The sequence below is a fragment of the Limnoraphis robusta BA-68 BA1 genome (genome assembly GCF_034932365.1).
GTDB lineage: Bacteria > Cyanobacteriota > Cyanobacteriia > Cyanobacteriales > Microcoleaceae > Capilliphycus > Capilliphycus robustus.
Window position 1 is genome coordinate 16,496 of the sequence record NZ_JAYGHR010000005.1, and the last position, 22,594, is coordinate 39,089.

The window sequence follows — 22,594 nt, forward strand, 5'->3', positions numbered from 1 at the left end:
CCAATCTGGTAGTTCGCTGGGACAGCAGTAGCCCAACAATTTTTACTACCTACCGGATGTATTTTGAGGCGTCACGTTCACAATATTAGTGGTGTCGTAATATTTTTTTACATTACCTCTCATTCTTGAAGATAGGGGACGGGGGACAGGGAACGGGGGACAGGGGACAGGGAAGATTGATCATTCATAATTCATAATTCGTTTTTCGATTTCTTGAGAATTGAGCCGATAAAAGACTAATTTTTCTTGAACTTGAGGGGCAATTAAAGCATCATTTGGAATGGTTTCTAGTAAGTTAATTGCGGTTTGCCATTGGTTTTGGGCTTGTTGCCAAACTTCTAAAGAATTACGTGGATTTTTCACTAAAACAGATGCTTCTAACGCCAACTTTTTCGCCGAGTTAAAATTGGCGATCGCCGTTTGTTCTTGAATTAACTTTTGACTCGCCCAGTTATAATCTTCTTGATAAATTGCTAATTGTTGTTGAACGGGTTCTGATTGAACTTGACTTTCGGGCATTTCTTCTAATATTGCGATCGCATCTTGCCATTTTCCTTGAGCTTCTTTCCAAGCGGTTAAAGATAAAGGTGGATTTTCTACGGTTTGGCTGGCTTCTCTTGCTAAAGCTTGAGCCGATTTTAATCGCAGTTCAAGAGGTTGATTTTCTGCCAAAACACTCATTTTTTGTTGAGAGTTGACTGAGGCTTTGGGGAGGAATTGAATGCCGCCTAAAATCGCAGTCACAAAGGCTAATAATAGCAAGGGACTTAAACTCATTCTCGGGCGGTTAGCAGGTTTTTTATCTAATTTTAACTCTGACTTCAGAGGAGAAAAACTGTCTATTTTCGGCGGAATTAACGCTTCCTGTTCTCGCTTTAATGCAGCTTTTTGTTCTTCTAACCAAGCTTTTTGTTGTTCAAACTCGGCTTGCTGTCTGTTTTTTAGTTCTTCTTGTTGTTGATACCACTGTTGCTTTTGCTGTTCTAACTCAGCTTTTTCTTGGGAAAATAGTTCAGTTTGCGGTTGAATAATAGACTGATATTCTTCTAACTCTAAAATTAAAGAATAAAATCTTTTCTGTTTTTGCTTCTCGGCGGGAGTGAGTTGTTTTTTTAAACGATTTATAAACAGTCTAATATTAGACTGTAAAGCTTCTATTCCTTCGTAGGCGATCGCTAAATGGGGAAAGTGAGTATAGCGGCGAATATCAATCGCCATAAATTCGAGGAGATGATGTAAAACCGAAATTAGATTGAAAGGATCTCGGTGAGAATTGTATCGAATAAAGTCACCCAAACACAAAAGCAGATTATCATGGATCAACAAACGTTCTAAAAGTTCTTCTTGCTGATCTCGTTTTTGATGCCATTTTTGCTTGGTTTGTTCATCAGCCCAGAGAATTTCTAATTTATCCAAATCTCCAAAATTTGCATGATTTTGTTTTTCCGTCTGCAAACGACTCCGAAGGTTTTGCAACGGAACTTTGAACTGTAGAATATCATAGGCGTGTGGTTGGATATCATTCTGAGGACAGAAGACAATTTTCATCTGTTCAACTAAAATCTGAAATTCTCGTTTAAGCTGAAGCAGTAAGTCTGTATTCATGCTGCACCTCATCTAACGCCTGGAGATCATGTTAATACTTTAGTTTGCCACAAAAATCAACTGTTTAGCCAAAATGTTATAAAAATTTTCAACTCATTGTGTAGGTTGGGTTGAGGTACGAAACCCAACAGTGAAAGATAATTGTTTGGTTTCACTTTCTTTAACTGTTAGGTTTCACTTCGTTCTACCCAAGCTACAGAGATTCTATTTTCACTCTTATTGTGTAGGTTAGGTTGAGGTACAAAACCCAACAGTGAAAGATAATTGTTTAGTTTCACTTTCTTTAACTGTTAGGTTTCACTTCGTTCTACCCAAGCTACAGAGATTCTGTTTTCACTCGTTGGTGAATGATTTCCAAATTGGTTCGATAAATGTCTAATTTGTCTTGTGCTTCGGCTGCAATAAAAGCATCTTCGGGTATACTCTCTAAAAGATTAACGGCTTTTTGCCATTGCTCCTCTGCGGTTTGCCAAACTGTTAACGGATAGGGAGGTTTCTGCACCATAACAGAAGCTTCTAGGGCTAATTTTTGAGCCGCTTCTAAGTTGTTAACGGCTTTTTGTTCTTGGGCGATTTTTTGAGTCACGGAGTTGTAGTCTGTTCGATAAATTTCCAGTTGATTTTGGATTTGTTCAGAATTAGCTGTATCATTAGAAACAGCTTCTAATAATTGAATCGATTTTTGCCATTTATTTTGTGCAGTTTGCCAAACCGTGAGCGGATGCGGTGAATTTTTGATCATCTCACCCGCTTCTAAAGCTAATTTTTCAGCCGATTTGATGTTGTTTTCTCCGGTGACTTTTTCAACAATATTCACCGTGTTTTGTTCCGGTTTCCTTTTGAACGTATTTTGAGCTGAAAAACCAACTATTCCGAGTAGGGGAACCAGCAAAATTAACACAAGGGGTAAAGTGAAAGTCTGTTTGATGCTGTCCGGTTTTTTCTCGTTATTTTGAGCCTCGATATTCGCTTTTATTTCTCGTTCCTTGATTTGACTTTCTAACTCGTTGATTTGTTTTTTAATCCGTTCTTTTTCTTCCTGTCTTAGTTCCGATTCTCGTTGTTGAAGTTGTTCTTGATATTGACTGTGAAGTTCCGCTTCTCGTTGCTGAAGTTGTTCTTGATGTTGGAGTTTTAACTGACTTTCATAATTGTTAAGTTGTTCTTGATGTTGAAGTGAAAGTTCCGCTTCTCGTTGCTTGATGTTTTCGGCTTCCTGAGTTTTTAATTCGGTGATTTGTTTTTGCAGTTGATTAACTTTGTCTGAAAGTTCAGCTTCTCGGTTTTGAAGTTGTTCTTGATGTTGGAGTTTTAACTGACTTTCATAATTGTTAAGTTGTTCTTGATGTTGAAGTGAAAGTTCCGCTTCTCGTTGCTTGATGTTTTCGGCTTCCTGAGTTTTTAATTCGGCGATATGTTGTTGAAGTTGGTTAATTTTCAGTGTATATTCTGCTTGTCCTTGACGAGTTTGTTCTTGGTGTTGACACTGTACCTCAGCTATTTGCTGTTGAAGTTGGTTAATTTGAGTTACAAGTTGGGCTGATCGTTCCTGATAGTTTTCGGTTTGCTGACTTTTTAATTGGGTGATTTGTTTTTGCAGTTGGTTAATTTTGTCTAAAAGTTCGGCTTCTCGGTTTTGAAGTTTTTCTTGATATTTAACTGAAAGTTCAGCTTCTCGGTTTTGAAGTTTTTCTTGATGTTGACGTTTTAAGTCGGTGATTTGTTTTTGCAGTTCGTTAATTTTGTCTAAAAGTTCGGCTTCTCGGTTTTGAAGTTTTTCTTGATGTTGACGTTTTAAGTCGGTGATTTGTTTTTGCAGTTGGTTAATTTTGTCTAAAAGTTTGGCTTCTCGGTTTTGAAGTTGTTGTTGATGTTGACGTTTTAAGTCGGTGATTTGTTTTTGCAGTTCGTTAATTTTGTCTAAAAGTTTGGCTTCTCGGTTTTGAAGTTGTTGTTGATGTTGACGTTCTAAGTCGGTGATTTGTTTTTGCAGTTCGTTAATTTTGTCTAAAAGTTTGGCTTCTCGGTTTTGAAGTTGTTGTTGATGTTGACGTTCTAAGTCGGTGATTTGTTTTTGCAGTTGGTTAATTTTGTCTAAAAGTTTGGCTTCTCGGTTTTGAAGTTTTTCTTGATTTTGACCTGTTAATTCGGTGATTTGCTGTTTAATTTCTTCGGGTTGCTGGTGTTTAAATTCCAATTCTTCTTGTCGTTTTACCTCTGCTTCTTGAGTCACGAACTTTTCCGATTGTTCTTGAGCGAATAACTGATAACACTGAACTTTTGATTTGAGATCATCAATGAATTTTACCGCTTGTTCTCCTTGAACTTGATCGGCTTGACTGACAAATTTGTTCAGAGAGGCTTCTAAACGCTGGAAATCTTTAATCGAGTAGTTTAAATGACTATCTTCGCTTTCCAAACTTGCAAGTTCTTTCTGGATAAACGAAATAATCTCGCGAAGCAATTGCAGAACTAAATCAAAAGTTTTTTGAGAAGGATCGAACTGAATAATTTGGCAAAGCAGTATCAACAGCGAACTGTGATCGATCATTCGATCCATCATTTTCTCTAGCTTTTCTCGACGTTGATACCAAGCATTTTGCTCGGATTCATTGGCAAACATCAACTCTATTTTATCCAGTTCACCAAAGGCTTGATGATTTCTTCGTTCATTTTCGAGAGGACTATTAATCCAGAGCAGTTTACTGTAAAATGCTTTAATTTGCTCGATAGTCTGCGGTTCAACAGCATGGGGTTGTTCGCAGAACGTTTTCATCGAGTCCAACAAACTTTGAAATTCACCTTTGATGTACAGAATGGTTGCAGTATTCATAAAATTTAGTCCGAAGGGGGTTAATTGTCAAAAAAGTTCTCAGAAAGTCACGAACCCTTGCTGAAAGTGTGTGGTGAAAAACTGACTTGAACTGAAAACCGAGACACAGAGAACACCCCAACGAACCGAGGCGGATAAAATGCGATCGCGCCTTTACAATTAGCAAAGAAAACCTAACAATAGTATAAGCTCATAATTCTTTACTGGCTATCAACGAATTGATGATTGTTTTCAAACCTGATTCTCAAATGTTCAAACCCCTTCTACGCCGTCAAGGACATTTTTTAACTCGCCTGACTGTCCTTTGTCTCACCCTGAGTCTGGGACTTCTAATGGCGGTTTCCCCAGCTTGGGCGAATATTGAGGATGATCGCTTCGATGGGAATATTTTCGCCTTGTATGGGAGTAATGGTTCTCTGGTTCCGCCCCGAGTCACCCTAGCCGAGTCTTTCCAACGCTCAAAACCCGCTTTGCTGGTATTTTTTCTCGATGACAGCCGCGACTGTAAACAATTTGCGACAACTGTTTCTCAGCTTCAGCAATTTTACGGAAGAGCGGCGGATTTTATGCCGATCAATGTCGATGCAATTTCACCTGTTCCCTCAGAAAATGTCACCGAACCCGATCATTACTATAGAGGTTTTGTACCTCAAACCGTTTTAATTGATCAATCCGGTAAAGTCGTTTTAGATGAAGTCGGTTTAGTGGCGTTTGAGAAAATCGATGATCAGTTTCGGAAAGTGTTTGATTTACTTCCGCGTTCAGAATCAATAGAACTTAAACGTACACCGCTCAACGAGATTAATATCGAACTGGTTGAAACTCAAAAATGATCTTAAACTGAGGTTGTCGGTTTTCTAGACAAAAGGAACTAGCAAAAGAGCGGAAAAACAGTTAACATCTTTGCTAGTACCTTAATCTCAGGTCTAAATAGCTCCACTCTCTAAAATAATCATCAATTTTGATATGACTTCTACACCTTCTACATCTTCTACGCCCAGTGAAACTCCTGCTTCTCAAAGCCCCCAAAAAGCCCAGGAACCGCAACCGAGCTATGTGAAACTCGCTATGCGAAATATGGTGAGAAAAGGAAGCAAATCTTTATTTCACTTTTCTTTAACAGCGATCGCCCTGTTGGGTTTCCTGGTGGGTGTATCTTATATCACTCGATAACCGCAAATTCTCGGAAATGGGGAAAAGAGAGTTGTTGAAAATCGCCAATTTCGGAAAAAGTTCAGAATTAAAATTTGACAATTTTTTAGATTATTTCTTTTCCCCATTTTCTATAATGGCGAGTAAATCAGTGAGCATCTGTTTTGAAATTAGAATTAATGAGTCAAGTTTCACTGTACGTTAACATTCAAGACTATTTCTGGCTGGGTGAGGAGTCAGAACCCCCACCTGTATCGGAAAAAAGTCGATCTGAGGGGAAAGACTCCTGTCCCATTTCTCCCGAAACTTGGGAACAATGGTTTAGTCAGTGGTTTCAAATTCTTAATCCGGATATTCCGCAAGCAGGAAGTTACGAGTTAAGTCTGCGTCTCACGGATGATACTGAGATCCAACAACTCAATGCCGAATATCGTTCCGTAGATGCACCGACAGATGTCTTAGCCTTTGCTACATTGGAGGTAGGTTGCCCTCAACTCCCTGCTGGGGTGTTTTCATCTGAATCTCTTTACCTGGGTGACATTGTGATTTCTGTTGAGACGGCTGATCGACAAGCTCAACAGCAAGGGCATTCTTTAAAAATCGAGCTAGGATGGCTGGCGGCTCATGGACTTTTACACCTCCTGGGTTGGGATCACCCTGATCAACAGATGCTGATCCAAATGCTTGATCAGCAGGTTATTATGCTGCAAGCCGTCAATTTAGAGGTAAATGCTGCAACCATCCAAGTGAACTTAGCCGAATATTCACCAACTCCATTGGATGAATAAGAAACAAACATCTAAAGAAAGGGTCAAAGAGGAGTGAATTGAGTGATGAAAATTTTACTAACTTTAGCTTCTAGATTGGCATTCTACCCAAAAAACAGGACTCTATCCGTAAAGTCCGACCCCAGTTATGTTAAATTGCTGGCAACGTGTTAAATTTCTTCAAACATTGATAGCAAAATTTACCTAGATGTCTCAAAAGTACCGACTAAAGGATATAACTAATGAACTTGAATAAACCCTCCATCGCACCCATGCAAGCCCGATTAGTCTCTGTTCCTCATCACCGCTCTACTAAAGTATTAGGCCATCTTGAACCGCCTCCCTCAGCTCAAAGCCGCTCAAGTTCTTCTTGGACTGTCGCTTCTAATCTATTGGTGAGTTTCCGATACGCTTGGACGGGTGTCACCTACGCCTACAAAACTCAACGAAATTTTCGGATTCATACCGTTATCGGCACCCTCGCTATCGGCTTGGGCTTTTTTTTACACCTGTCTTCGGTAAAATTAGCGGTGATTGGTTTAACCATCGGAGCGGTGATGGCGATGGAACTGTTGAATACAGCCATTGAATCTGTTGTAGATTTAACTGTTGGTCAGTCCTACCACGAACTCGCTAAAATCGCGAAAGACTGTGCGGCAGGAGCCGTTTTAATCTTTGCGATCGCAGCATTATTAGTGGCGATGATGTTACTGATTCCCCCCCTACTGGTGCAACTGGGGCTAGTGACCGCAGGAGTATAGTCTTGATTATTGTTATTGATAATTATGACAGCTTCACCTACAACATTGTCCAGTATTTAGGTGAACTGGGTGCTGAGTTACCTGTAGCTAATGAAGTTCGCGTCTATCGTAACGACCAAATTAGCGTTGATCAAATCAACCAGATGCAACCCCAAGCGGTTGTCATTTCTCCGGGGCCAGGTCGTCCAGAAGATGCGGGTATTTCTCTGGAGTTGATCGAACGCTTAGGCCCCCAATTACCCATTCTGGGAGTCTGTTTAGGTCATCAGAGTATCGGTCAGGTGTTCGGCGGAAATATTGTCTCAGCGCCGCAACTGATGCACGGTAAAACCTCTAGCGTTCATCATACAGGCGTGGGAGTTTTTCAAGGTTTAGAGAATCCTTTGAGTGCAACCCGCTATCATAGTTTGGTGATTGAACGTCAAACTTGTCCTGAAGTGTTGGAAATTACGGCTTGGGTAGAGGATGGGACGATCATGGGTGTCCGACATCGGAACTATCCTCATCTTCAAGGCGTCCAGTTTCATCCAGAGAGCATTTTAACCACTAGCGGTAAACAGCTCCTGAAAAACTTCCTGCTGTCACTGTAGGAAATTTGACTGACAATCTCCTTAATCTATCCTTGATTTTTAATCCCCGCTTTCTATGAAACGGCGAAAGTTTATCCGTCTGGTTCAAACAGGTGTATTAGCAGGTTTTTCGACGATAGGGATCGAGCGATCGCTCTTGGCAGTCGCTCAAACCCCTAGTTCGAGTAATGGCTTAACAGTACGCTGGCTGGGTCATACTTGCTATTTCTTCTCGGGTGGCGGTTTGCGAGTTTTGATCAATCCCTTCCGTCAAATTGGCTGTACTGCTGGATATCGAAATCCGAAGGTTGATACGGATTTAGTTTTGATTAGTAGTCGCTTGCTGGATGAAGGTTCAATTGATGGATTTTCGGGAAATCCGGCGTTACTCTACGAACCTGGAGTTTATCAGTTCAACGGCGCTCAAGTTCAAGGGATTCGCACAATTAAAGATCGCCAACAAGGACGCAGGTTCGGGACGAATGTGGCGTGGATGTGGAAACAAGGCGGAATCAAAATTCTGCATCTGGGGGGACTCGCAGGGCCGATTGATATTGAAGAACGGATTCTGATTGGACGGCCTGATGTGATGTTTGTTCCTGTTGGGGGTGGGCCTAAATCTTATACCCCAGAAGAAGCCAAGCAAACAATCCAAACTCTCAATCCGAGAGTCGTGATTCCCATGCACTATAAAACTTTAGCGGCAGATCCGGCGACTTGTGATCTGGTTCCTCTGGAGAATTTTCTAGAAGTGATGGGGGAAACGCCAGTTCAGAGAGTGGCTAGCGATACAGTGACTTTCCAACCCGGAAATCTGCCTTCTGAGGGTTCGGTGATTGAGGTATTGAGTTATCAGTTTGGCAACGGTTCCCCAGCCAATCCGGTACTCTAGAACAACTGACATACATTTGTTTGAACGAATTTTATCGCAACCAATTCTCTAAACTCAAGGCAGGCACACGCTCAAATTCACGAGTATTTGCAGTGACAAGAGTCAAGTCATTGGGCAGATCTAAAGTGTGACATCATCAAGGGGTAATAGTCCCTCATCCATGTCCGGAAAATTATCTGTAATGTCTTGCAACGTCGTCAGCAGGGAAAGCAGAGAACGGGGAGGAATGGGTTCAATAATTAATCGATGACCTTCTTTTCGTAACAACACCTCTGTGCCTGATAGGGCAAATTCAGGGGGAATCGTTAGGACTTGATCTTGTCCATTCGTTAAGAGAGAAACATGGCATGAGTTTAGCATAAAGCGACCTCCTGAAACTTTGATTGCATAGATTTGTTTCCACTCTACTGACTTTTAATCATACTATTGAATAATCGTTTGTTTCCATTCTTGCACCCAGTCAGAAACCGGGTTTCTGGCAACTTCCCCTAGCTTGCCTATATTTTTCGTTGATCAACCAGGTTTCTCAGGTCTTTCAAACTGACTCTAGGATGAAATCAAATTCTGTCGTGTTGAGAGGAATTTTACAATTAGACAGAGATTTTAATCTTCAGGAACCGTCGGATTATCGTTAGACTCAAGTCTTTCAAAATCAACTAAACTAACTAACCCGTAATCATCCTCAGAGAACTGATATTCGCCTCGTTCTAGTGCATCTGCAAATGTCTCTAAATACGCTCGAAAACTCGGTGCAATCAGTCCTCTTGTTGATTCTTTCCACTCAACAATAATCACTTGTCCAACATTCCCACCTGTTGCGGGGGCTAAATCTACACATTCACAAGCCCCGTTACTTTCGAGAGTAAATGGAATCCATTTTGGGTTCCACCAACCGTTCCAAATTCCCTCAGAAACGTCTTCAGGATCGCAGATAAATTTCTCATCTAAAAACTCTGGCCATTTTTGAGAGATTTCTATTATACCTTGGAGAGAAAGGAATTCTAAGTGAGGAAATAAGGAATAAGAATCCTCATGTTGTCCGTTATGAATTCGATAAGATTGCTTAAAATCTTCTGGAAATTTGACACCAAAAATTTCTTCGACCTGGGCAATTTCCTCATCCGTCGCCCCTGGTTTGAGACTTTCTAGAACTTGCGGTGCATGGGCTGTTAACCAATGATCAATTCTTTCCCAAATTGTGTTCATATTCTTTACTTACTAATTTTAAAAATTTCACAATGTTTCTGGATCAAGCTCTTGGGTTTTACCTGCACGATACTCATTCATCGCCATAGCAGCAAGTTTAGCAAGAGTATCGGGAGAACGAGAGAATACTTCATCCCAACGTTGCTTGTCTTCTAATTCTTCGAGAATCATCGAAGCGATCGCATCTTGTTCGTTGGCAGATAAGGTTCTTAACTTGGCGATCGCACGTTCAAGTAAGTCAGTCATGGCTACTACACTTTGACAATAAAAATGGCACATATCGATTATCAATTGTAATCCTACAAACACAAAAATGGGTAGAAATGTAACCCACCCACTCTTCTCAAACTATTATTAATGTAGATGTAGGTTGGGTTAAGTGTGACTCGCAACCCAACAATAACCACGCTGTTGGGTTGAGAAAACCCAATCTACTCGATCTGATCTGTTGGGTTTCGTTCCTCAACCCAACCTACTATATCTCTGTAGGTCTATAAATTCAGCCAGAGTAGGGGAACTGGATCGTCTGTAAAACAAGATAGCCCTGAAAGTTCGTAATTCTTTTGTGCATCAATAAATACTGCTTTGGTTATAGCACGAAGACTGATCCCTGCCACTTTTACAAGTTGAGTCTGTTCCTTGTACTTGCGATAAAAATCTGTAGGTGTAATATGAATAATCACACCATTACACGCACATTCCCAATGATTATTGTATGAACGATGTTTCCGTGCCATTTTTCGTTGATCTCTACTACCAGGGCGAAAAACCTCTCCAGCAAAAGAATCAAATTTACTGTATGTATGACGCTTAAATTTGAGGCTTGTATTTTTATCTTTGTTCTGTTTGATGAAATCTTTAATTCTTGCTGCTGTTCCTTTTGGTGAGCAGTCTGTCCAATCATATTTGAGATGAATATTGAGGAGCTGATTAGAAGTTTTGGGTTTTATTCCCAGAACGATCAGCCGTCTTGAAAAAGTTTTCAGAAAATCTCTCAGTATAACTTCTGATGGTATAACAGCCGGTGTTTCAACTTCTGTATTGTTTAATAAAGGTTGAAATCTTTTGATTGAACTTCTCTCTGCTTCGTCCAAATCTTCTTCATTCCAAGCTTGCCAAGCAAGTCTGACAGATGATTCTTGATCGATCTCTTTTAACTTATGAATGCGGTGATGATTTTTCCATCTTGCTGCTAAATTCTTAGCTTTTCCCACATACAAAATTCTGTCATTTGCATCAATCGCAAAATAGATAGCAGCACAGCTTGGTAGATGTTGACGCTCAGATAACAAAACGGAGGGTAATGTTAAAGGATCAAGTATAGATGACATTTTGATAGTTACAGCCAGTCAATTTAACTAGGGTTTACTTAGTTTATAGAATACCCTACTCAAAGCCTTTAAACTACGTCCCCAACAAAAAATTCTCAGGGATTTTACTTTTAACAAATTATGATATTCAACTAAAACCTATCAAAGGTTAGTTATAATTTTGCTCAAAAAGACTGTAGGTTGGGTTAAGCGTGACTCGCAACCCAACAATAACAACCCTGTTAGGTTCAATCAAGCTCTGGTTTTTTGGGTTTCGTTCCTCAACCCAACCTACTTGATTTCAAATTTTATCATGTCTTAGGGTAGTTATAATTTTGCTCAAAAAAGACTAAAATAGATAAAGTTCCTCCTGACTAACGTCATTTTTTCTATTCCTATGCACCTAATTTTATGCCATACCACCGCAGATTTTGATGCTTTAGGCGCCGCTGTTGGACTGTCGCGTTTGTATCCGGGAAGTAAAATCGTTTTAACAGGCGGTTCTCATCCAGCCGTGCGAGATTTTTTAGCCTTACATCGAGATGAATTTCCCCTCATTGAACGGCGTTCTGTTAATCCTGAAAATATTCGCTTTCTAACCGTTGTTGATACTCAAACCCGCGAACGTTTAGGGAAAGCATCGGAATGGTTTGATTTACCCAATTTATACGAAATAACCGTCTGTGATCATCATCCCGATAGTGAGTTAAATATTCCCGCAACAACCACTCAAATAGAACCCGTTGGTGCGACAACAACGTTAGTCGTTGAAAAGCTACAACTTGCCGAAAAACAAAGCCAAACTGAAGACACAAAATGGCTATTAACCGCAGCAGAAGCAACGGTAATGGCGTTAGGAATTCATGTGGATACAGGTTCACTCACCTTTGAAGGAAGTACAGCCAGAGATGCCTTAGCGTTGGCGTGGTTGATGCAAAAAGGCGCTAGTTTACAGGTGATCGCAGAATATATTGAACCGGGATTTTCACCCGAATTACAAGATTTACTGACAACCGCTTTAGAACAGTTAAATCAAGTTACCGTTCATGGCTATAAAGTCGCTTGGATATTGTTAGAAACGGAGGACTATGTACCGGGTTTATCGAGTTTAGCTTCCCAACTGATTGAGATTACCGAAAGTGATGCGTTATTACTGGGAAATTGCCAGCAACCTCAGAATAAAGAAACCGAACGATTAACGATTATTGGACGTTCCCGCATCGAACAAACGAACCTCAATCAACTGTTTAAACCGTTGGGTGGTGGAGGTCATCATCAAGCGGCTTCTGTGGTTATTAAAGATACGAATCCCTCAGAAAAATTAACAGAAATTGTCGAAGAATTTAAAGCACAAATTCCTCATCCTCCGACTGCAAAAGAGTTGATGTCTTCTCCCGTTAGAACCATTCGTCCTGAAACAACCATTGCAGAAGCCCATCGAATTTTACTACGTTATGGTCATTCCGGTTTATCAGTTGTAGATGAACAAGATCAATTAGTGGGAATTATTTCCAGACGCGACCTTGATATTGCGCTGCATCACGGCTTTAGTCACGCTCCCGTTAAAGGGTATATGACGCCGCAATTAAAGACGATTAAACCCGATACAACGCTACCGGAAATTGAGTCTTTAATGGTAACATACGACATCGGACGTTTACCTGTTTTAGAGGGGAATAATTTAGTCGGAATTGTCACCCGAACCGATGTTTTAAGACTGCTTCACCAACAACAACGACCGCAAAAAAAAGCGGGTAAAGGTTGCATTCCTGGTTCAACCTGTGATTCGATTAAAGATCTACTTGAACAGCGTTTAGCACCGCCATTATTAGACCTGTTGAACCGACTGGCTAAACTCACTCAACAACGGGGTTGGCAACTTTATTTAGTGGGGGGAGCGGTGCGAGATTTGTTGTTAGCTGACCCCGAAAAAACGCTGTTATTAACGGATATTGATTTGGTAGTTGATGGCTGTCATCAAAGTTATGAAAATGCAGAAAATAATCAAAAAAACGATAAAAATCCCCCCGCAGTTGAATTAGCCTCTGCGTTACAAAAAAGTTATTCTAATGCTCGTTTGGATGTTCACGGACAGTTTCAAACGGCGGCTTTATTGTGGCATAATGACCCGGTTTTAGATTCGTTGTGGATAGATATTGCAACAGCGAGAACGGAATTTTATCCCTATCCCGCAGCGAACCCAGAAGTTGAAGCGAGTTCAATTCGTCAAGATTTATACCGACGAGATTTTACCATTAATGCTTTGGCGTTGCGTCTAACTCAACCCCAACAAGGAGAATTATTAGACTTTTTTGGGGGAGTGAATGACCTAGAAAATCGCCAAATTCGTGTTTTACACGCCAATAGTTTTATTGAAGATCCGACGCGAATTTATCGAGCGGTTCGGTTTGTGGTGCGGTTAGGATTTGAACTTGAGTTTCAAACCAAAGATTATATTCATTATGCGATTAATAGCGGGATTTATGAAAGAGTGCAATCACAAAATTATTCGGCTCAACAACGGGTTCCGGCTCTGGAAACTCGGCTGAAAAGTGAGTTAAAATATATTTTACAAGCTCCCTACTGGAAACCTGCTTTACAATTATTGGGAGAATTAAAAGCATTACGGTGTATTCATCCGACGTTAGAATTAAACCCGGAGTTGTGGCGACAAGTTCAATTTGTAGATCGGTGTTTACTTCGTTTTGATGCCGAGAAAACCTTAACCCATTGGCAGGTACGGCTAGAGGTGTTAATTGCTCATTTAGCGCCGGAATATCGAGGCGATGTTGCGGAAACGCTGCAATTTCCTCTAGACAGCACTGAACGACTTCAACAGTTAGAATCTGCTAAAGCCGAGGTGGTAAAATTGATGCCAGAATGCCAACTAGCCAGTCAATTTTACAGACTGTTAGTGCCTTATAATTTGCCAATGTTGATTTTAATCGCAGTGCAATGTCCGCGATGGGTTCGACGTCGAATTTGGCAATATTTAACCCATTGGTGGAATATCAAACCGTTGCTGAATGGCAATGATTTGAAACAATTGGGGTATAAACCAAGTTCTCAGTTTAAACAGATGCTCGATGATTTGTTGGTTGCAACACTAGATAAAGAGATATGCGATCGCAAATCCGCAGAAGCCTTTATTCAGGCGAAATATTCGTTGCTTGGGGACTGTTGAGCCTAATCTGCTCAGATGGACATCCCACACAATATTGATGTTGGGTTGTGCCTAAAAACGGTTTGACTTTCCCCAAATTAGTTGTGACCATAGGGGTCGCGGCATCCTAAGTATGCAACATCAAAACTCTCTCCAGAATCAGTAGCTTCGCTTTCTAAGCCAGCGAGAATTTGAGTGCGGCTGAGGCGAGCATTTTGACGAGTAGTGCTACCTGTGGTGCCATTTGTCCAGCCACTATCACCCACTTTGTACTTGTAGCCACAAACGATATCTTGTCCGCTTGTACCGAGGGCTTGAGCAGGTAGACCGACATTGAGTCCGACGAAAGCAACTGTGATGATACCGATAAGCTTTTTCATCCAAAACCTCCTAGTATATGGTGTACTTGCTTGGCTTTAATCATTACTTTATAGGTTCTTCCAATTTGGATCAGTATCTATCTGCACGGATTTAATAAATTAAAAATGTTATCCTAATAACAAGCCATGAATCGCAATTTAGCTTTCAATTTTGGCGGAATCAACTGATTGAATTTCCCTTTTATAAAGAAAAAATAAAGTTAAATTGATTACACTTTTTCAGCCATTCAAAGACACCTTTTTCTAAGTTTTAATATTCTCTCAATACTAAAAATAAATCAAGTCAAGACTTGAGACTCAACAGAAGCGGGTTTACGACTTTTCAGCCAATAGGTTGTCATTTCGCCGCGACCCTTGACTTGAACGATCCCTCGTTTTTCTAGGACATATTGATGCTTTAATAATTCATAGGTCGCTTCTGTAACGTGTATTTCGCCGACTTTCCCGTGAGATTCCATGCGACTGGCGATATTAACGGCATCTCCCCAGAGATCATAGGAAAACTTCTTTAACCCAATCACACCCGCCACCACAGGGCCAGTATTAATCCCAATTCTGAGATTGAGTATTTTATTATCTTCTCGTTTAAATCGATAAATTTCTTGCTGCATATCCAGCGCCATTTGAGCGATCGCTTCTGCATGATCTTGTCTGGGTTTGGGTAGTCCTCCGACAACCATATACGCATCTCCGATGGTTTTAATTTTTTCTAACCCGTGTCGTTCCGCCAAGCGATCAAAACTCGAAAAAATTTGATTGAGTAAACTAACTAATTCCGTCGGGGAAATTTGAGAAGCCAGTCCGGTAAAATCAGTAATATCCGCAAATAAAATCGTCGCCTGTTCAAAGCGATCGGCAATTAAACCCGGTTGTTGTTTAAGCTGTTCAGCAATCGCTTGAGGTAAAATATTCAGTAAAAGCTGTTCTGATTTTTCCTTTTCCACTCGCAAAGCATCTTCAGCCTTTTGACGTGAGGTAATCGCTTGATGAATCTGATCAAACATCTGCATAAAGGCAGAAATCACATCTCCTAACTCATCGCTGCGTTGAATAGAAGCCGAATAAAATTGAGGCGGTTCTTGATTTTGATAAATTGATTTTCCCGCTTTGATTAAATCCAGTCGGAGATTTAAAATCGGTGTAATCACCATTTTTTCTAAAACAATCATCGTTCCGATGACGACAAAAAAGGAAATAATCAGCACTAATCCAGCAATTCTGAAAATAAAAAATCTAACTTCTTGCATGATTTGATCAGCATCATGGCGAACGACAACTAAATAATTATCTTTTAAAGAGTCGAGATTACAAGCAAAATCATAGCGATCGCCGGATGCTGTGTTTAGATAGAGACTGTCACCTTGTCTGGCTTGAGAAAACGACAGTTGAGGCGGTTCGCCAAATTCTCCGATGAGTTTTCCGTCGGGAAGTTGATATAATGCACCGCCTAAAACCGGATCATCAAGCTGATTGAGATGAATTAATTGTTTTAAGAGTTCGGCTTGTGACTGATAAGGATAGGTGGCAATAATCCAAGCAACTTTACCCGAAGATACCATCGCAAGCTGTTGTAAAAGTTCCTGCTTTCGACGATAAACAGAAGGAACTAAAATAATCAACTCAATCAAAAAAATACTGGCTAAAATCCAGATCGAGATCCGCTTAGATAAACGAGCCTTTAAAAATCTAAGCAACGGTCTCCCCTGAGATGACATTGCTCAAGCCTCCTGTGAAAGTTAGCAGAAATTGTATTAAAATGAATTGAGTAGAAAGGACTAGGTTTTTGCTCTTATTATTAATAGACCTTCTGTAGCTCTGCATCCGCATTAGACCCTGAATTTGATGCCAAAATCAGACCCGAACTTGATGACAAGTTTCACACTCTCAATCTTGAGCTTAACACAAACATTCAGAACAATCGTTCACTCTAGTCAGCTTTGGATGAGTTTTCGGTACAATCAACAGAAGGATTGCATCCTAGAATGAATCGCTATTTCAACCCAGTTTCCCTAACCTATGACCGAGCAACCTAACTCACACTCCCCTAATCCTACAGAATCGGATAAAAACGCAGAGAGTTCAAATGGAACCCCTGCCAACAATGGAGTGCTCTCCTATGCTGATGAGGCGCAAGTCTCGACAACCCGCGAAGAATTTGAACAAGCGGTTGCGATGTCTGCGAGTCAATACAGTCTAACTGGAGATTTAGAATCAAAGTCTCCAAGCAACTTTCTAGCCTCTGTGATCACCTTAGTTGCCGTTGCAATTATGATCCTGGGGTTGGCACTGGATAATATTTGGGTTGGATATCTCAGCGCCTTCGTTGCTTTATTTGCATCCCTACGAATGATCTGGCCGAGTTGGGGACAGGTTTGGAAAAATCTGATTCCTCCGGTATGGCGGAGCTTAATTATTGCCAGCTTTGGGATTTTAGCGGCGATCGCAGGTTTACTGATGTTAAGCGGCTCCAACAAAGATTTTGGTAGTCGCAATATTGTAATTAATTGGGAAGCGATCGGTGCGTTAGGGGAACTGATCGGCGCGTTAGGTCAGATTTTAATCGCGATTTTGGCGGTTTATGTCGCTTGGCGTCAATATGTGATTTCTAGAGATTTAACCATCCAACAAAACCTGATTACTCAACAGCAAACGATTGATGCCTACTTTCAAGGCGTCTCTGATCTGGCGTTAGGGGAGCAAGGACTTCTGGAAGACTGGCCGCAAGAACGGGTGATTGCAGAGGGACGAACCGCCGCCATAATACGCAGTGTGAATGCCGAAGGCAAAGCCAAAATTTTACGTTTTCTCTCGCAAGCTAAACTGATTACTCCCCTGAAACGCGATCGCCATCTTGGTCGGCCGATCCTCGATGGTAATGGTAGCTATGCCGAAGATCGTTTAGAAGGAATTCGGGTGATAGATTTGGGTGCAATGCTGGCTTGTGCAGATTTAAAGAAAACAGATTTACGCCGAACAGACTTAGCCGAAGCGAATTTAGTCAAAGCGGATCTGACGGGTTGCGATCTCGTGCGTGCTAATTTATCCAGGGCGATTCTCTTTGAAGCGAATCTCTCCCACGCAATGCTAAGAGCGACAAAACTGTTTTACGGTTCATCGGAAACAGCAACTCCCCGCAGTCGCACAAAAATGCCGAACTACGAAACGGGTGAGCATACAGGAGCAGTGCTTGAAAATGCTGATTTTACCGGGGTTGAGGGTCTATCTGATGAAAACCGCTATTATTGTTGTGCTTGGTGTGGTTCTAAGTCGAGAAAAACCATTCCCGGTGGTTGTGAAGGGATTCCCAACAAGTTAGGACGATAAGACAGTGACCAGTGACCAGTGACCAGTGACCAGCTTTTACAGTGAACAGTTTACAGTAACCAGTGACCAGCTTTTACAGTTATCAGTTATTAGTTATTAGTTATTAGTTATCAGTTATCACTGTTGACTGGTCACTGGTTACTGGTCACTGATAACTGTAAAAGCTGTTCACTGTAAACTGTCTTCACTGGTCACTGGTTACTGTTCACTGATAACTGTAAAAGCTGGTCACTGTTTCTTGTGTTCCCAGGCGGCTTGAAAAAATTCTTGTTCACAGAATAGGGCGTAACGGTAGATACTATGAGCGGCAGATTCATTAATAACATAGCGATTGGTTAGATTTTCCAGTTGTTGAGCGAGTTGTTCAAATTCATCGCTACTATAAGTTTTGATCCAGTCGGTGTATTGATGATTAGGAATTTCCGGTTGAGCGAGTTTTTGCCCTAAAAAAGCATACAACCGCATACAGGGAGTCATGGCAGCCGCGATCGCACCAATATCTCGAGTCCAAGCTGTGGTTAATAAAAATTCGGTATAGCGACGGGTGGCGACTCCAGGTTGAATTGTTTGTAAGTCAATCTCCCAAGCTTTCGCATAGTGTTGATGCAGTTGCAGTTCTTCGAGTACCCCGTTGGCGAGATGATGAAATAGGTTAAAACCTTGCCAGTCGGGAGCTTTAGCCGCAGCCAGACTGTAGGCGCGAGCAAAGGCTCTGAGAAAAAACGCATCCTGTCCCACATAAAAGACAAAGCAACTTCGCGGCAAAGTTCCCTGAGCAATGCCTTGGACAAAGGGATGTTCAAGACAAGCAATGCTCAGGTCTTGGTTGGCTTGCCACAGATCGCTCGATATCATAGAAGTAGAAGGTTTTTACTGCACTTCATCAATGAGTTTATCTCAAAAACCCGGTTGAATCTACCCTCTATTCTCAACGCTCTCACACCCGAAATCCCTATGAATGATCTTCGTATTTTCCATACCATTAATCGTCTAACGTTTGGCTCTACCGCCGGACTGATTCAACAGGTTAAAAAGATGGGAATTGAGGCTTATATTCAAGCTCAACTCAAACCCACATCAATCACGATTCCAGATCCTTTAACTCAAAAAATTCAACCCCTCGATACTTTGTCTTTAACGCCCGGTCAGATTTTTAAACAACAACAACGGTTGATCGAAGAAGCGAAAAGGCTCAAGTTAGAGCCAAAAGCTATGCAAAAAGTTAAAGGAGATTTTGAACAAAAAATCCGCAAACAAGCTGAACGGGGACGGTTGCTACGAGCTTATGAAAGTCCTCGACAACTCGAAGAAATAATGGTTGATTTTTGGTATAATCATTTTAACATTGATGGCTTGCAAGGCGGACAAATTAGGCTGTTTTTTAGTTCCTACGAGCAACAGGCAATTAGACCTCATGTTTTGGGAAAATTTCGTCAACTTTTAGGGGCGACAGCCAAGCATCCGGCGATGTTAGTGTATTTAGATAACTGGCAAAATACCGCCCCCGGAAGTCCAAAAGCCAAGGGAAGATTTAAAGGACTGAATGAAAACTATGCCAGGGAATTGTTAGAACTTCATACTTTAGGTGTAGATGGGGGATATACTCAAGCTGATATTATTGCATTAGCTCGAATTTTTACAGGTTGGGGAGTTCCTGATCCGCCTGCCAAGCGAGTTGAAGATGAAGATGGGTTTGAGTTTGAAGGCGATCGCCATGATTTTGAGGATAAAGTGTTTTTAGGTCATCCCATCAAAGGCAGAGGTATAGAAGAAGGTGAGGAAGCCTTAGATATTTTAGCTCGTCATCCGGCGACGGCTCAACACATTAGCTATAAATTAGCTCAAGCCTTTGTTGCGGATAATCCCCCGATTTCTATCGTGAAAAAGATGGCGGATAAATTTTTAGAAACTCAAGGAGAAATTAGCCAGGTTCTCAATACTTTGTTTACCAGTTCTGAGTTTTGGAGTCCAGAAGTTTATCAGGTGAAGTTTAAAACACCTTACCGTTATATTGTGTCTGTGATGCGAGCAGTGGATGAGGTGAGTAATTTTGACTCTATTAATGGTTGGCTGAAACAGTTGGGAATGCCTTTGTATGGGTGTTCTTCACCGGATGGTTATAAAAATACTCAGGAGGCTTGGTTAAATCCTGATACCATGATTCGTCGTAGCAGTTTAGCTATACCGTTTTCTAAAGGGATACTGAATGAGAATAAACCTGTAGATCCTCAAAAGTTAGTTGAAACGATAGGCAATCGTTTGTCTACAAAAACTCAAGAAGTGATTAACAAAAGTTCGCCGGATCTAAAAGCGGCTTTGGTTTTAGGGAGTCCCGAGTTTATGAAATATTAGATGATCTCAATTCCAACCCAAGCTGTGAGCAAGCGGAACTGTTTTAAAAAGAAGTAAAATCTATTCTACACTCAAGCATCAAGCCATCATGGTTTGATGTGTGTTTTTTTTGTAAAATAAATTGTGAAATTTTTGTGAAAAATTTGTTGAAAATATATTTTTGTTCTGATAATATGAATATCAGTCGGAAAAAATATGCCATTTTAAAAATTCAAAAAGCATTCATCTCCTGTAGATTTTAGCTCAGTTCAACTCTTCCTCACTGTTTAATAAAATGTGGCAACTTTTAGAAAACATCTTTTCGCCCAAACAATATATGCCGCATGGCTCTTGCTATTTGTGGCAATCTCCCTTAATTTGGTTACACATTATCAGTGATTTTCTGATTGCGATCGCCTATTTTTCGATTCCTGCAATGCTGATCTACTTCGTCTACCAACGACGAGATATTCCTTTCAATAGAGTCTTCATTTTATTTGGTGTATTTATCATTTCCTGCGGCTTAGGACATCTACTCGATATCTGGACACTATGGCATCCAGCTTACTGGTTATCCGGTATTGAACGCGCTTTTACCGCTCTTATTTCCTGCTACACCGCCTTAGAATTGATGGTTTTATTACCTCAATTTCTCTCTCTAAAAACCCCGGAACAACTCGCTGAAGTAGAAGCAGTAAGCAATTCTAAAAGTTTATTTCTCGCGCATATGAGCCACGAACTTCGCACACCCCTGAGCGCAATTTTAGGCTTTACTGAATTGATGTCTCGTGATGTCAGCTTGTCAATAAACCATAGCAAATATATCAATATTATTAATCGGGCTGGCGAACATTTGTTAGCTTTGATTAATGATATTTTGGAAATGTCTAAAATCGAAGCTGGACAAGCTAAACTGCGGGAAGACAACTTTGATCTCTATAGTCAGATCAACAGTTTAGAGGAAATGCTACGCTTGAAAGCTCAATCTAAAGGCTTGAAATTGGTTTTTAAACGTGATGCTGAAGTTCCACAACATATCTATACAGATGAAGGTAAACTCCGTCAGGTTTTGATTAATCTCCTCAGTAACGCCATTAAATTTACAGAACAAGGAAGTGTAACCCTGCGAGTTAAAAGTCAGGAGTTCAAACCCCTTAATAACCCACATCAAATCATCAATCTCTTGACGTTTGAAGTCTCAGATACAGGCCCCGGTATTGCCCCCGAAGAACAACACAAATTATTTGAAGTCTTTAGTCAAACCGAAACAGGAATTAAGTCGGGACAAGGAACAGGTTTAGGTTTACCGATTAGTCAAAAATTTGTGCAATTAATGGGGGGAGAAATTACTGTTAGCAGCAAGCTTAATGAAGGAACTCTGTTTGCTTTTAGTATTCCGGTAAAAACTGTAAAAGCGAGTAAAATTGAAACAACTCAAACGTCTCAGAAGGTAACTGGACTGGCTGCGAGTCAACCTAAGTTTCGCATTTTGATCACCGACGACAACCCCCAAAATTGTTGTCTTTTGATGCAACTCTTAAGTTCTATTGGCTTTGAAGTACAAGAAGCTGCTAATGGTCAAGAAGCTTTAGAAATTTGGTCATCTTGGAAACCTGATCTGATTTTTATGGATATGAAAATGCCTGTCATGGATGGTTATACTGCCATCCAAAATATTAGAGCTTACCGTGAAGGGAAAGCCACAGTGATTATTGCTTTAACGGCTCAAGCGTTTGAAGAAGAACGGCAATCTATTCTATCTATTGGCTGTGATGATTTTATCCGCAAACCTTTTCAACAACAAGAGATACTCGCCGCGATAAACCGACATTTAAAGGTTGAATATTCCTATCAAGAAAAACTCTCAAAAGAAAATCACCTTCAAGACTTTTATAATCAAGATTTAGACGTTGTACTCAATGCAGAAGATCTGGAAATCATGCCGAGAGAATGGATTGAACAACTATCTGAATTTTCAGCCCAATGTAGTGATTTGTTAATTCTACAATTAATTGAACAAATTCCCGCAACATACTCGCATCTGACTACCACTTTAACTAAAATTGTAGACGAGTTTCGCTATGACAAAATTTTTGAACTCACTCAATTTATCCTAGACAAAGAAACCTCAGAAAATCAACCCCAACCTGATCACCGATGCCCAGAAAAATGTTAAACGCCTGGGATAAAGCCGCAATCAACTGTGGTTAGACGGACTTTAGATGCTGACTTGCCGATTTTTGGGCTGTCAAAGCTGCAAAATGTTGAAGATTCAGGAACAAAAAGGTTTGGATTACTTCA

At 40.7% G+C, this 22,594-nt stretch carries 18 protein-coding genes and 1 pseudogene; 10 read left to right on the forward strand and 9 right to left on the reverse strand.

Features of this window, described 5'->3' with window-relative positions:
• Positions 1-180: 180 nt before the first annotated feature.
• Together VB836_RS03885 and VB836_RS03890 are read right to left on the reverse strand one after the other, a co-directional pair.
• Positions 181-1,605 (reverse strand): hypothetical protein, encoded by a 1,425-nt coding sequence (locus tag VB836_RS03885; protein ID WP_323218097.1) that lies wholly within the window; start codon positions 1,603-1,605, stop codon positions 181-183.
• Positions 1,606-1,921: 316 nt separating this feature from the next.
• Entirely contained in the window at positions 1,922-4,438 is a 2,517-nt protein-coding gene (locus tag VB836_RS03890; protein WP_323218098.1) for a hypothetical protein, read from the reverse strand.
• 221 nt (positions 4,439-4,659) lie between these two features.
• On the opposite strand from VB836_RS03890, the gene VB836_RS03895 reads away from it, so the two are divergent.
• The 6 genes from VB836_RS03895 (at position 4,660) to VB836_RS03920 (ending at position 8,579) form a co-directional block, all read left to right on the forward strand.
• Complete coding sequence (locus tag VB836_RS03895; protein WP_407659558.1) at positions 4,660-5,271, forward strand: thylakoid membrane photosystem I accumulation factor; 612 nt, start codon at positions 4,660-4,662, stop codon at positions 5,269-5,271.
• Positions 5,272-5,404: 133 nt separating this feature from the next.
• Positions 5,405-5,611, forward strand: coding sequence for a DUF3285 domain-containing protein (locus VB836_RS03900; RefSeq protein ID WP_323218100.1), 207 nt, complete (start codon positions 5,405-5,407; stop codon positions 5,609-5,611).
• Between the two features lie 158 nt (positions 5,612-5,769).
• Positions 5,770-6,378: an rRNA maturation RNase YbeY gene (gene ybeY / locus VB836_RS03905; protein WP_323218101.1), complete on the forward strand. Its 609-nt coding sequence runs from the start codon at positions 5,770-5,772 to the stop codon at positions 6,376-6,378.
• Between the two features lie 221 nt (positions 6,379-6,599).
• Positions 6,600-7,118 (forward strand): diacylglycerol kinase family protein, encoded by a 519-nt coding sequence (locus VB836_RS03910; RefSeq protein ID WP_323218102.1) that lies wholly within the window; start codon positions 6,600-6,602, stop codon positions 7,116-7,118.
• A 2-nt stretch (positions 7,119-7,120) separates the two neighbouring features.
• Complete coding sequence (locus VB836_RS03915) at positions 7,121-7,708, forward strand: anthranilate synthase component II (RefSeq protein ID WP_046276878.1); 588 nt, start codon at positions 7,121-7,123, stop codon at positions 7,706-7,708.
• A gap of 55 nt (positions 7,709-7,763) precedes the next feature.
• Positions 7,764-8,579, forward strand: coding sequence for an MBL fold metallo-hydrolase (locus VB836_RS03920; RefSeq protein ID WP_323218103.1), 816 nt, complete (start codon positions 7,764-7,766; stop codon positions 8,577-8,579).
• Between the two features lie 120 nt (positions 8,580-8,699).
• Here the strand turns inward: VB836_RS03920 and VB836_RS03925 are convergent, their stop codons facing one another.
• From VB836_RS03925 to VB836_RS03940, 4 genes are all read right to left on the reverse strand, one after another.
• Positions 8,700-8,939, reverse strand: coding sequence for an antitoxin (locus VB836_RS03925; protein WP_323218104.1), 240 nt, complete (start codon positions 8,937-8,939; stop codon positions 8,700-8,702).
• Between the two features lie 243 nt (positions 8,940-9,182).
• Complete coding sequence (locus VB836_RS03930; RefSeq protein WP_323218105.1) at positions 9,183-9,785, reverse strand: SMI1/KNR4 family protein; 603 nt, start codon at positions 9,783-9,785, stop codon at positions 9,183-9,185.
• Between the two features lie 27 nt (positions 9,786-9,812).
• Complete coding sequence (locus VB836_RS03935; protein WP_323218106.1) at positions 9,813-10,031, reverse strand: hypothetical protein; 219 nt, start codon at positions 10,029-10,031, stop codon at positions 9,813-9,815.
• A gap of 245 nt (positions 10,032-10,276) precedes the next feature.
• Positions 10,277-11,116 carry a GIY-YIG nuclease family protein gene (locus tag VB836_RS03940; protein ID WP_323218107.1) on the reverse strand — a complete coding sequence of 280 codons (840 nt, stop codon included), beginning with the start codon at positions 11,114-11,116 and terminating at the stop codon, positions 10,277-10,279.
• Between the two features lie 376 nt (positions 11,117-11,492).
• Between VB836_RS03940 and VB836_RS03945 the strand changes: the two genes are divergently transcribed.
• A complete protein-coding gene (locus VB836_RS03945; RefSeq protein ID WP_323218108.1) occupies positions 11,493-14,279 on the forward strand; it encodes a CBS domain-containing protein in 2,787 nt (928 codons plus the stop codon).
• Between the two features lie 77 nt (positions 14,280-14,356).
• Here the strand turns inward: VB836_RS03945 and VB836_RS03950 are convergent, their stop codons facing one another.
• Positions 14,357-14,638: a hypothetical protein gene (locus VB836_RS03950; protein ID WP_046276884.1), complete on the reverse strand. Its 282-nt coding sequence runs from the start codon at positions 14,636-14,638 to the stop codon at positions 14,357-14,359.
• Positions 14,639-14,916: 278 nt separating this feature from the next.
• Positions 14,917-15,624, reverse strand: a pseudogene (locus tag VB836_RS30305) (adenylate/guanylate cyclase domain-containing protein); the annotation flags it as partial.
• Positions 15,625-16,654: 1,030 nt separating this feature from the next.
• On the opposite strand from VB836_RS30305, the gene VB836_RS03960 reads away from it, so the two are divergent.
• On the forward strand, positions 16,655-17,962 hold the full coding sequence (locus VB836_RS03960) for a pentapeptide repeat-containing protein (RefSeq protein WP_323218110.1): 1,308 nt from the start codon (positions 16,655-16,657) through the stop codon (positions 17,960-17,962).
• A 228-nt stretch (positions 17,963-18,190) separates the two neighbouring features.
• On the opposite strand, the gene VB836_RS03965 is transcribed toward VB836_RS03960, so the two are convergent.
• On the reverse strand, positions 18,191-18,817 hold the full coding sequence (locus tag VB836_RS03965; protein ID WP_323218111.1) for a TenA family protein: 627 nt from the start codon (positions 18,815-18,817) through the stop codon (positions 18,191-18,193).
• A gap of 99 nt (positions 18,818-18,916) precedes the next feature.
• Between VB836_RS03965 and VB836_RS03970 the strand changes: the two genes are divergently transcribed.
• Entirely contained in the window at positions 18,917-20,314 is a 1,398-nt protein-coding gene (locus VB836_RS03970; protein WP_323218112.1) for a DUF1800 domain-containing protein, read from the forward strand.
• A 274-nt stretch (positions 20,315-20,588) separates the two neighbouring features.
• Complete coding sequence (locus VB836_RS03975; RefSeq protein ID WP_323218113.1) at positions 20,589-22,469, forward strand: response regulator; 1,881 nt, start codon at positions 20,589-20,591, stop codon at positions 22,467-22,469.
• Positions 22,470-22,594: the final 125 nt, after the last annotated feature.

What these genes read in the sequence shown, in the direction of transcription:
- VB836_RS03925 (WP_323218104.1), bottom strand. Translation starts at nt 8,939, where the DNA reads ATGCTAAACTCATGCCATGTTTCTCTCTTAACGAATGGACAAGATCAA.
- VB836_RS03950 (WP_046276884.1), bottom strand. Translation starts at nt 14,638, where the DNA reads ATGAAAAAGCTTATCGGTATCATCACAGTTGCTTTCGTCGGACTCAAT.
- ybeY (WP_323218101.1), top strand. Translation starts at nt 5,770, where the DNA reads ATGAGTCAAGTTTCACTGTACGTTAACATTCAAGACTATTTCTGGCTG.
- VB836_RS03975 (WP_323218113.1), top strand. Translation starts at nt 20,589, where the DNA reads ATGTGGCAACTTTTAGAAAACATCTTTTCGCCCAAACAATATATGCCG.
- VB836_RS03935 (WP_323218106.1), bottom strand. Translation starts at nt 10,031, where the DNA reads ATGACTGACTTACTTGAACGTGCGATCGCCAAGTTAAGAACCTTATCT.
- VB836_RS03920 (WP_323218103.1), top strand. Translation starts at nt 7,764, where the DNA reads ATGAAACGGCGAAAGTTTATCCGTCTGGTTCAAACAGGTGTATTAGCA.
- VB836_RS03895 (WP_407659558.1), top strand. Translation starts at nt 4,660, where the DNA reads ATGATTGTTTTCAAACCTGATTCTCAAATGTTCAAACCCCTTCTACGC.
- VB836_RS03965 (WP_323218111.1), bottom strand. Translation starts at nt 18,817, where the DNA reads ATGATATCGAGCGATCTGTGGCAAGCCAACCAAGACCTGAGCATTGCT.
- VB836_RS03890 (WP_323218098.1), bottom strand. Translation starts at nt 4,438, where the DNA reads ATGAATACTGCAACCATTCTGTACATCAAAGGTGAATTTCAAAGTTTG.
- VB836_RS03960 (WP_323218110.1), top strand. Translation starts at nt 16,655, where the DNA reads ATGACCGAGCAACCTAACTCACACTCCCCTAATCCTACAGAATCGGAT.
- VB836_RS03940 (WP_323218107.1), bottom strand. Translation starts at nt 11,116, where the DNA reads ATGTCATCTATACTTGATCCTTTAACATTACCCTCCGTTTTGTTATCT.
- VB836_RS03900 (WP_323218100.1), top strand. Translation starts at nt 5,405, where the DNA reads ATGACTTCTACACCTTCTACATCTTCTACGCCCAGTGAAACTCCTGCT.
- VB836_RS03930 (WP_323218105.1), bottom strand. Translation starts at nt 9,785, where the DNA reads ATGAACACAATTTGGGAAAGAATTGATCATTGGTTAACAGCCCATGCA.
- VB836_RS03945 (WP_323218108.1), top strand. Translation starts at nt 11,493, where the DNA reads ATGCACCTAATTTTATGCCATACCACCGCAGATTTTGATGCTTTAGGC.
- VB836_RS03970 (WP_323218112.1), top strand. Translation starts at nt 18,917, where the DNA reads ATGAATGATCTTCGTATTTTCCATACCATTAATCGTCTAACGTTTGGC.
- VB836_RS03910 (WP_323218102.1), top strand. Translation starts at nt 6,600, where the DNA reads ATGAACTTGAATAAACCCTCCATCGCACCCATGCAAGCCCGATTAGTC.
- VB836_RS03885 (WP_323218097.1), bottom strand. Translation starts at nt 1,605, where the DNA reads ATGAATACAGACTTACTGCTTCAGCTTAAACGAGAATTTCAGATTTTA.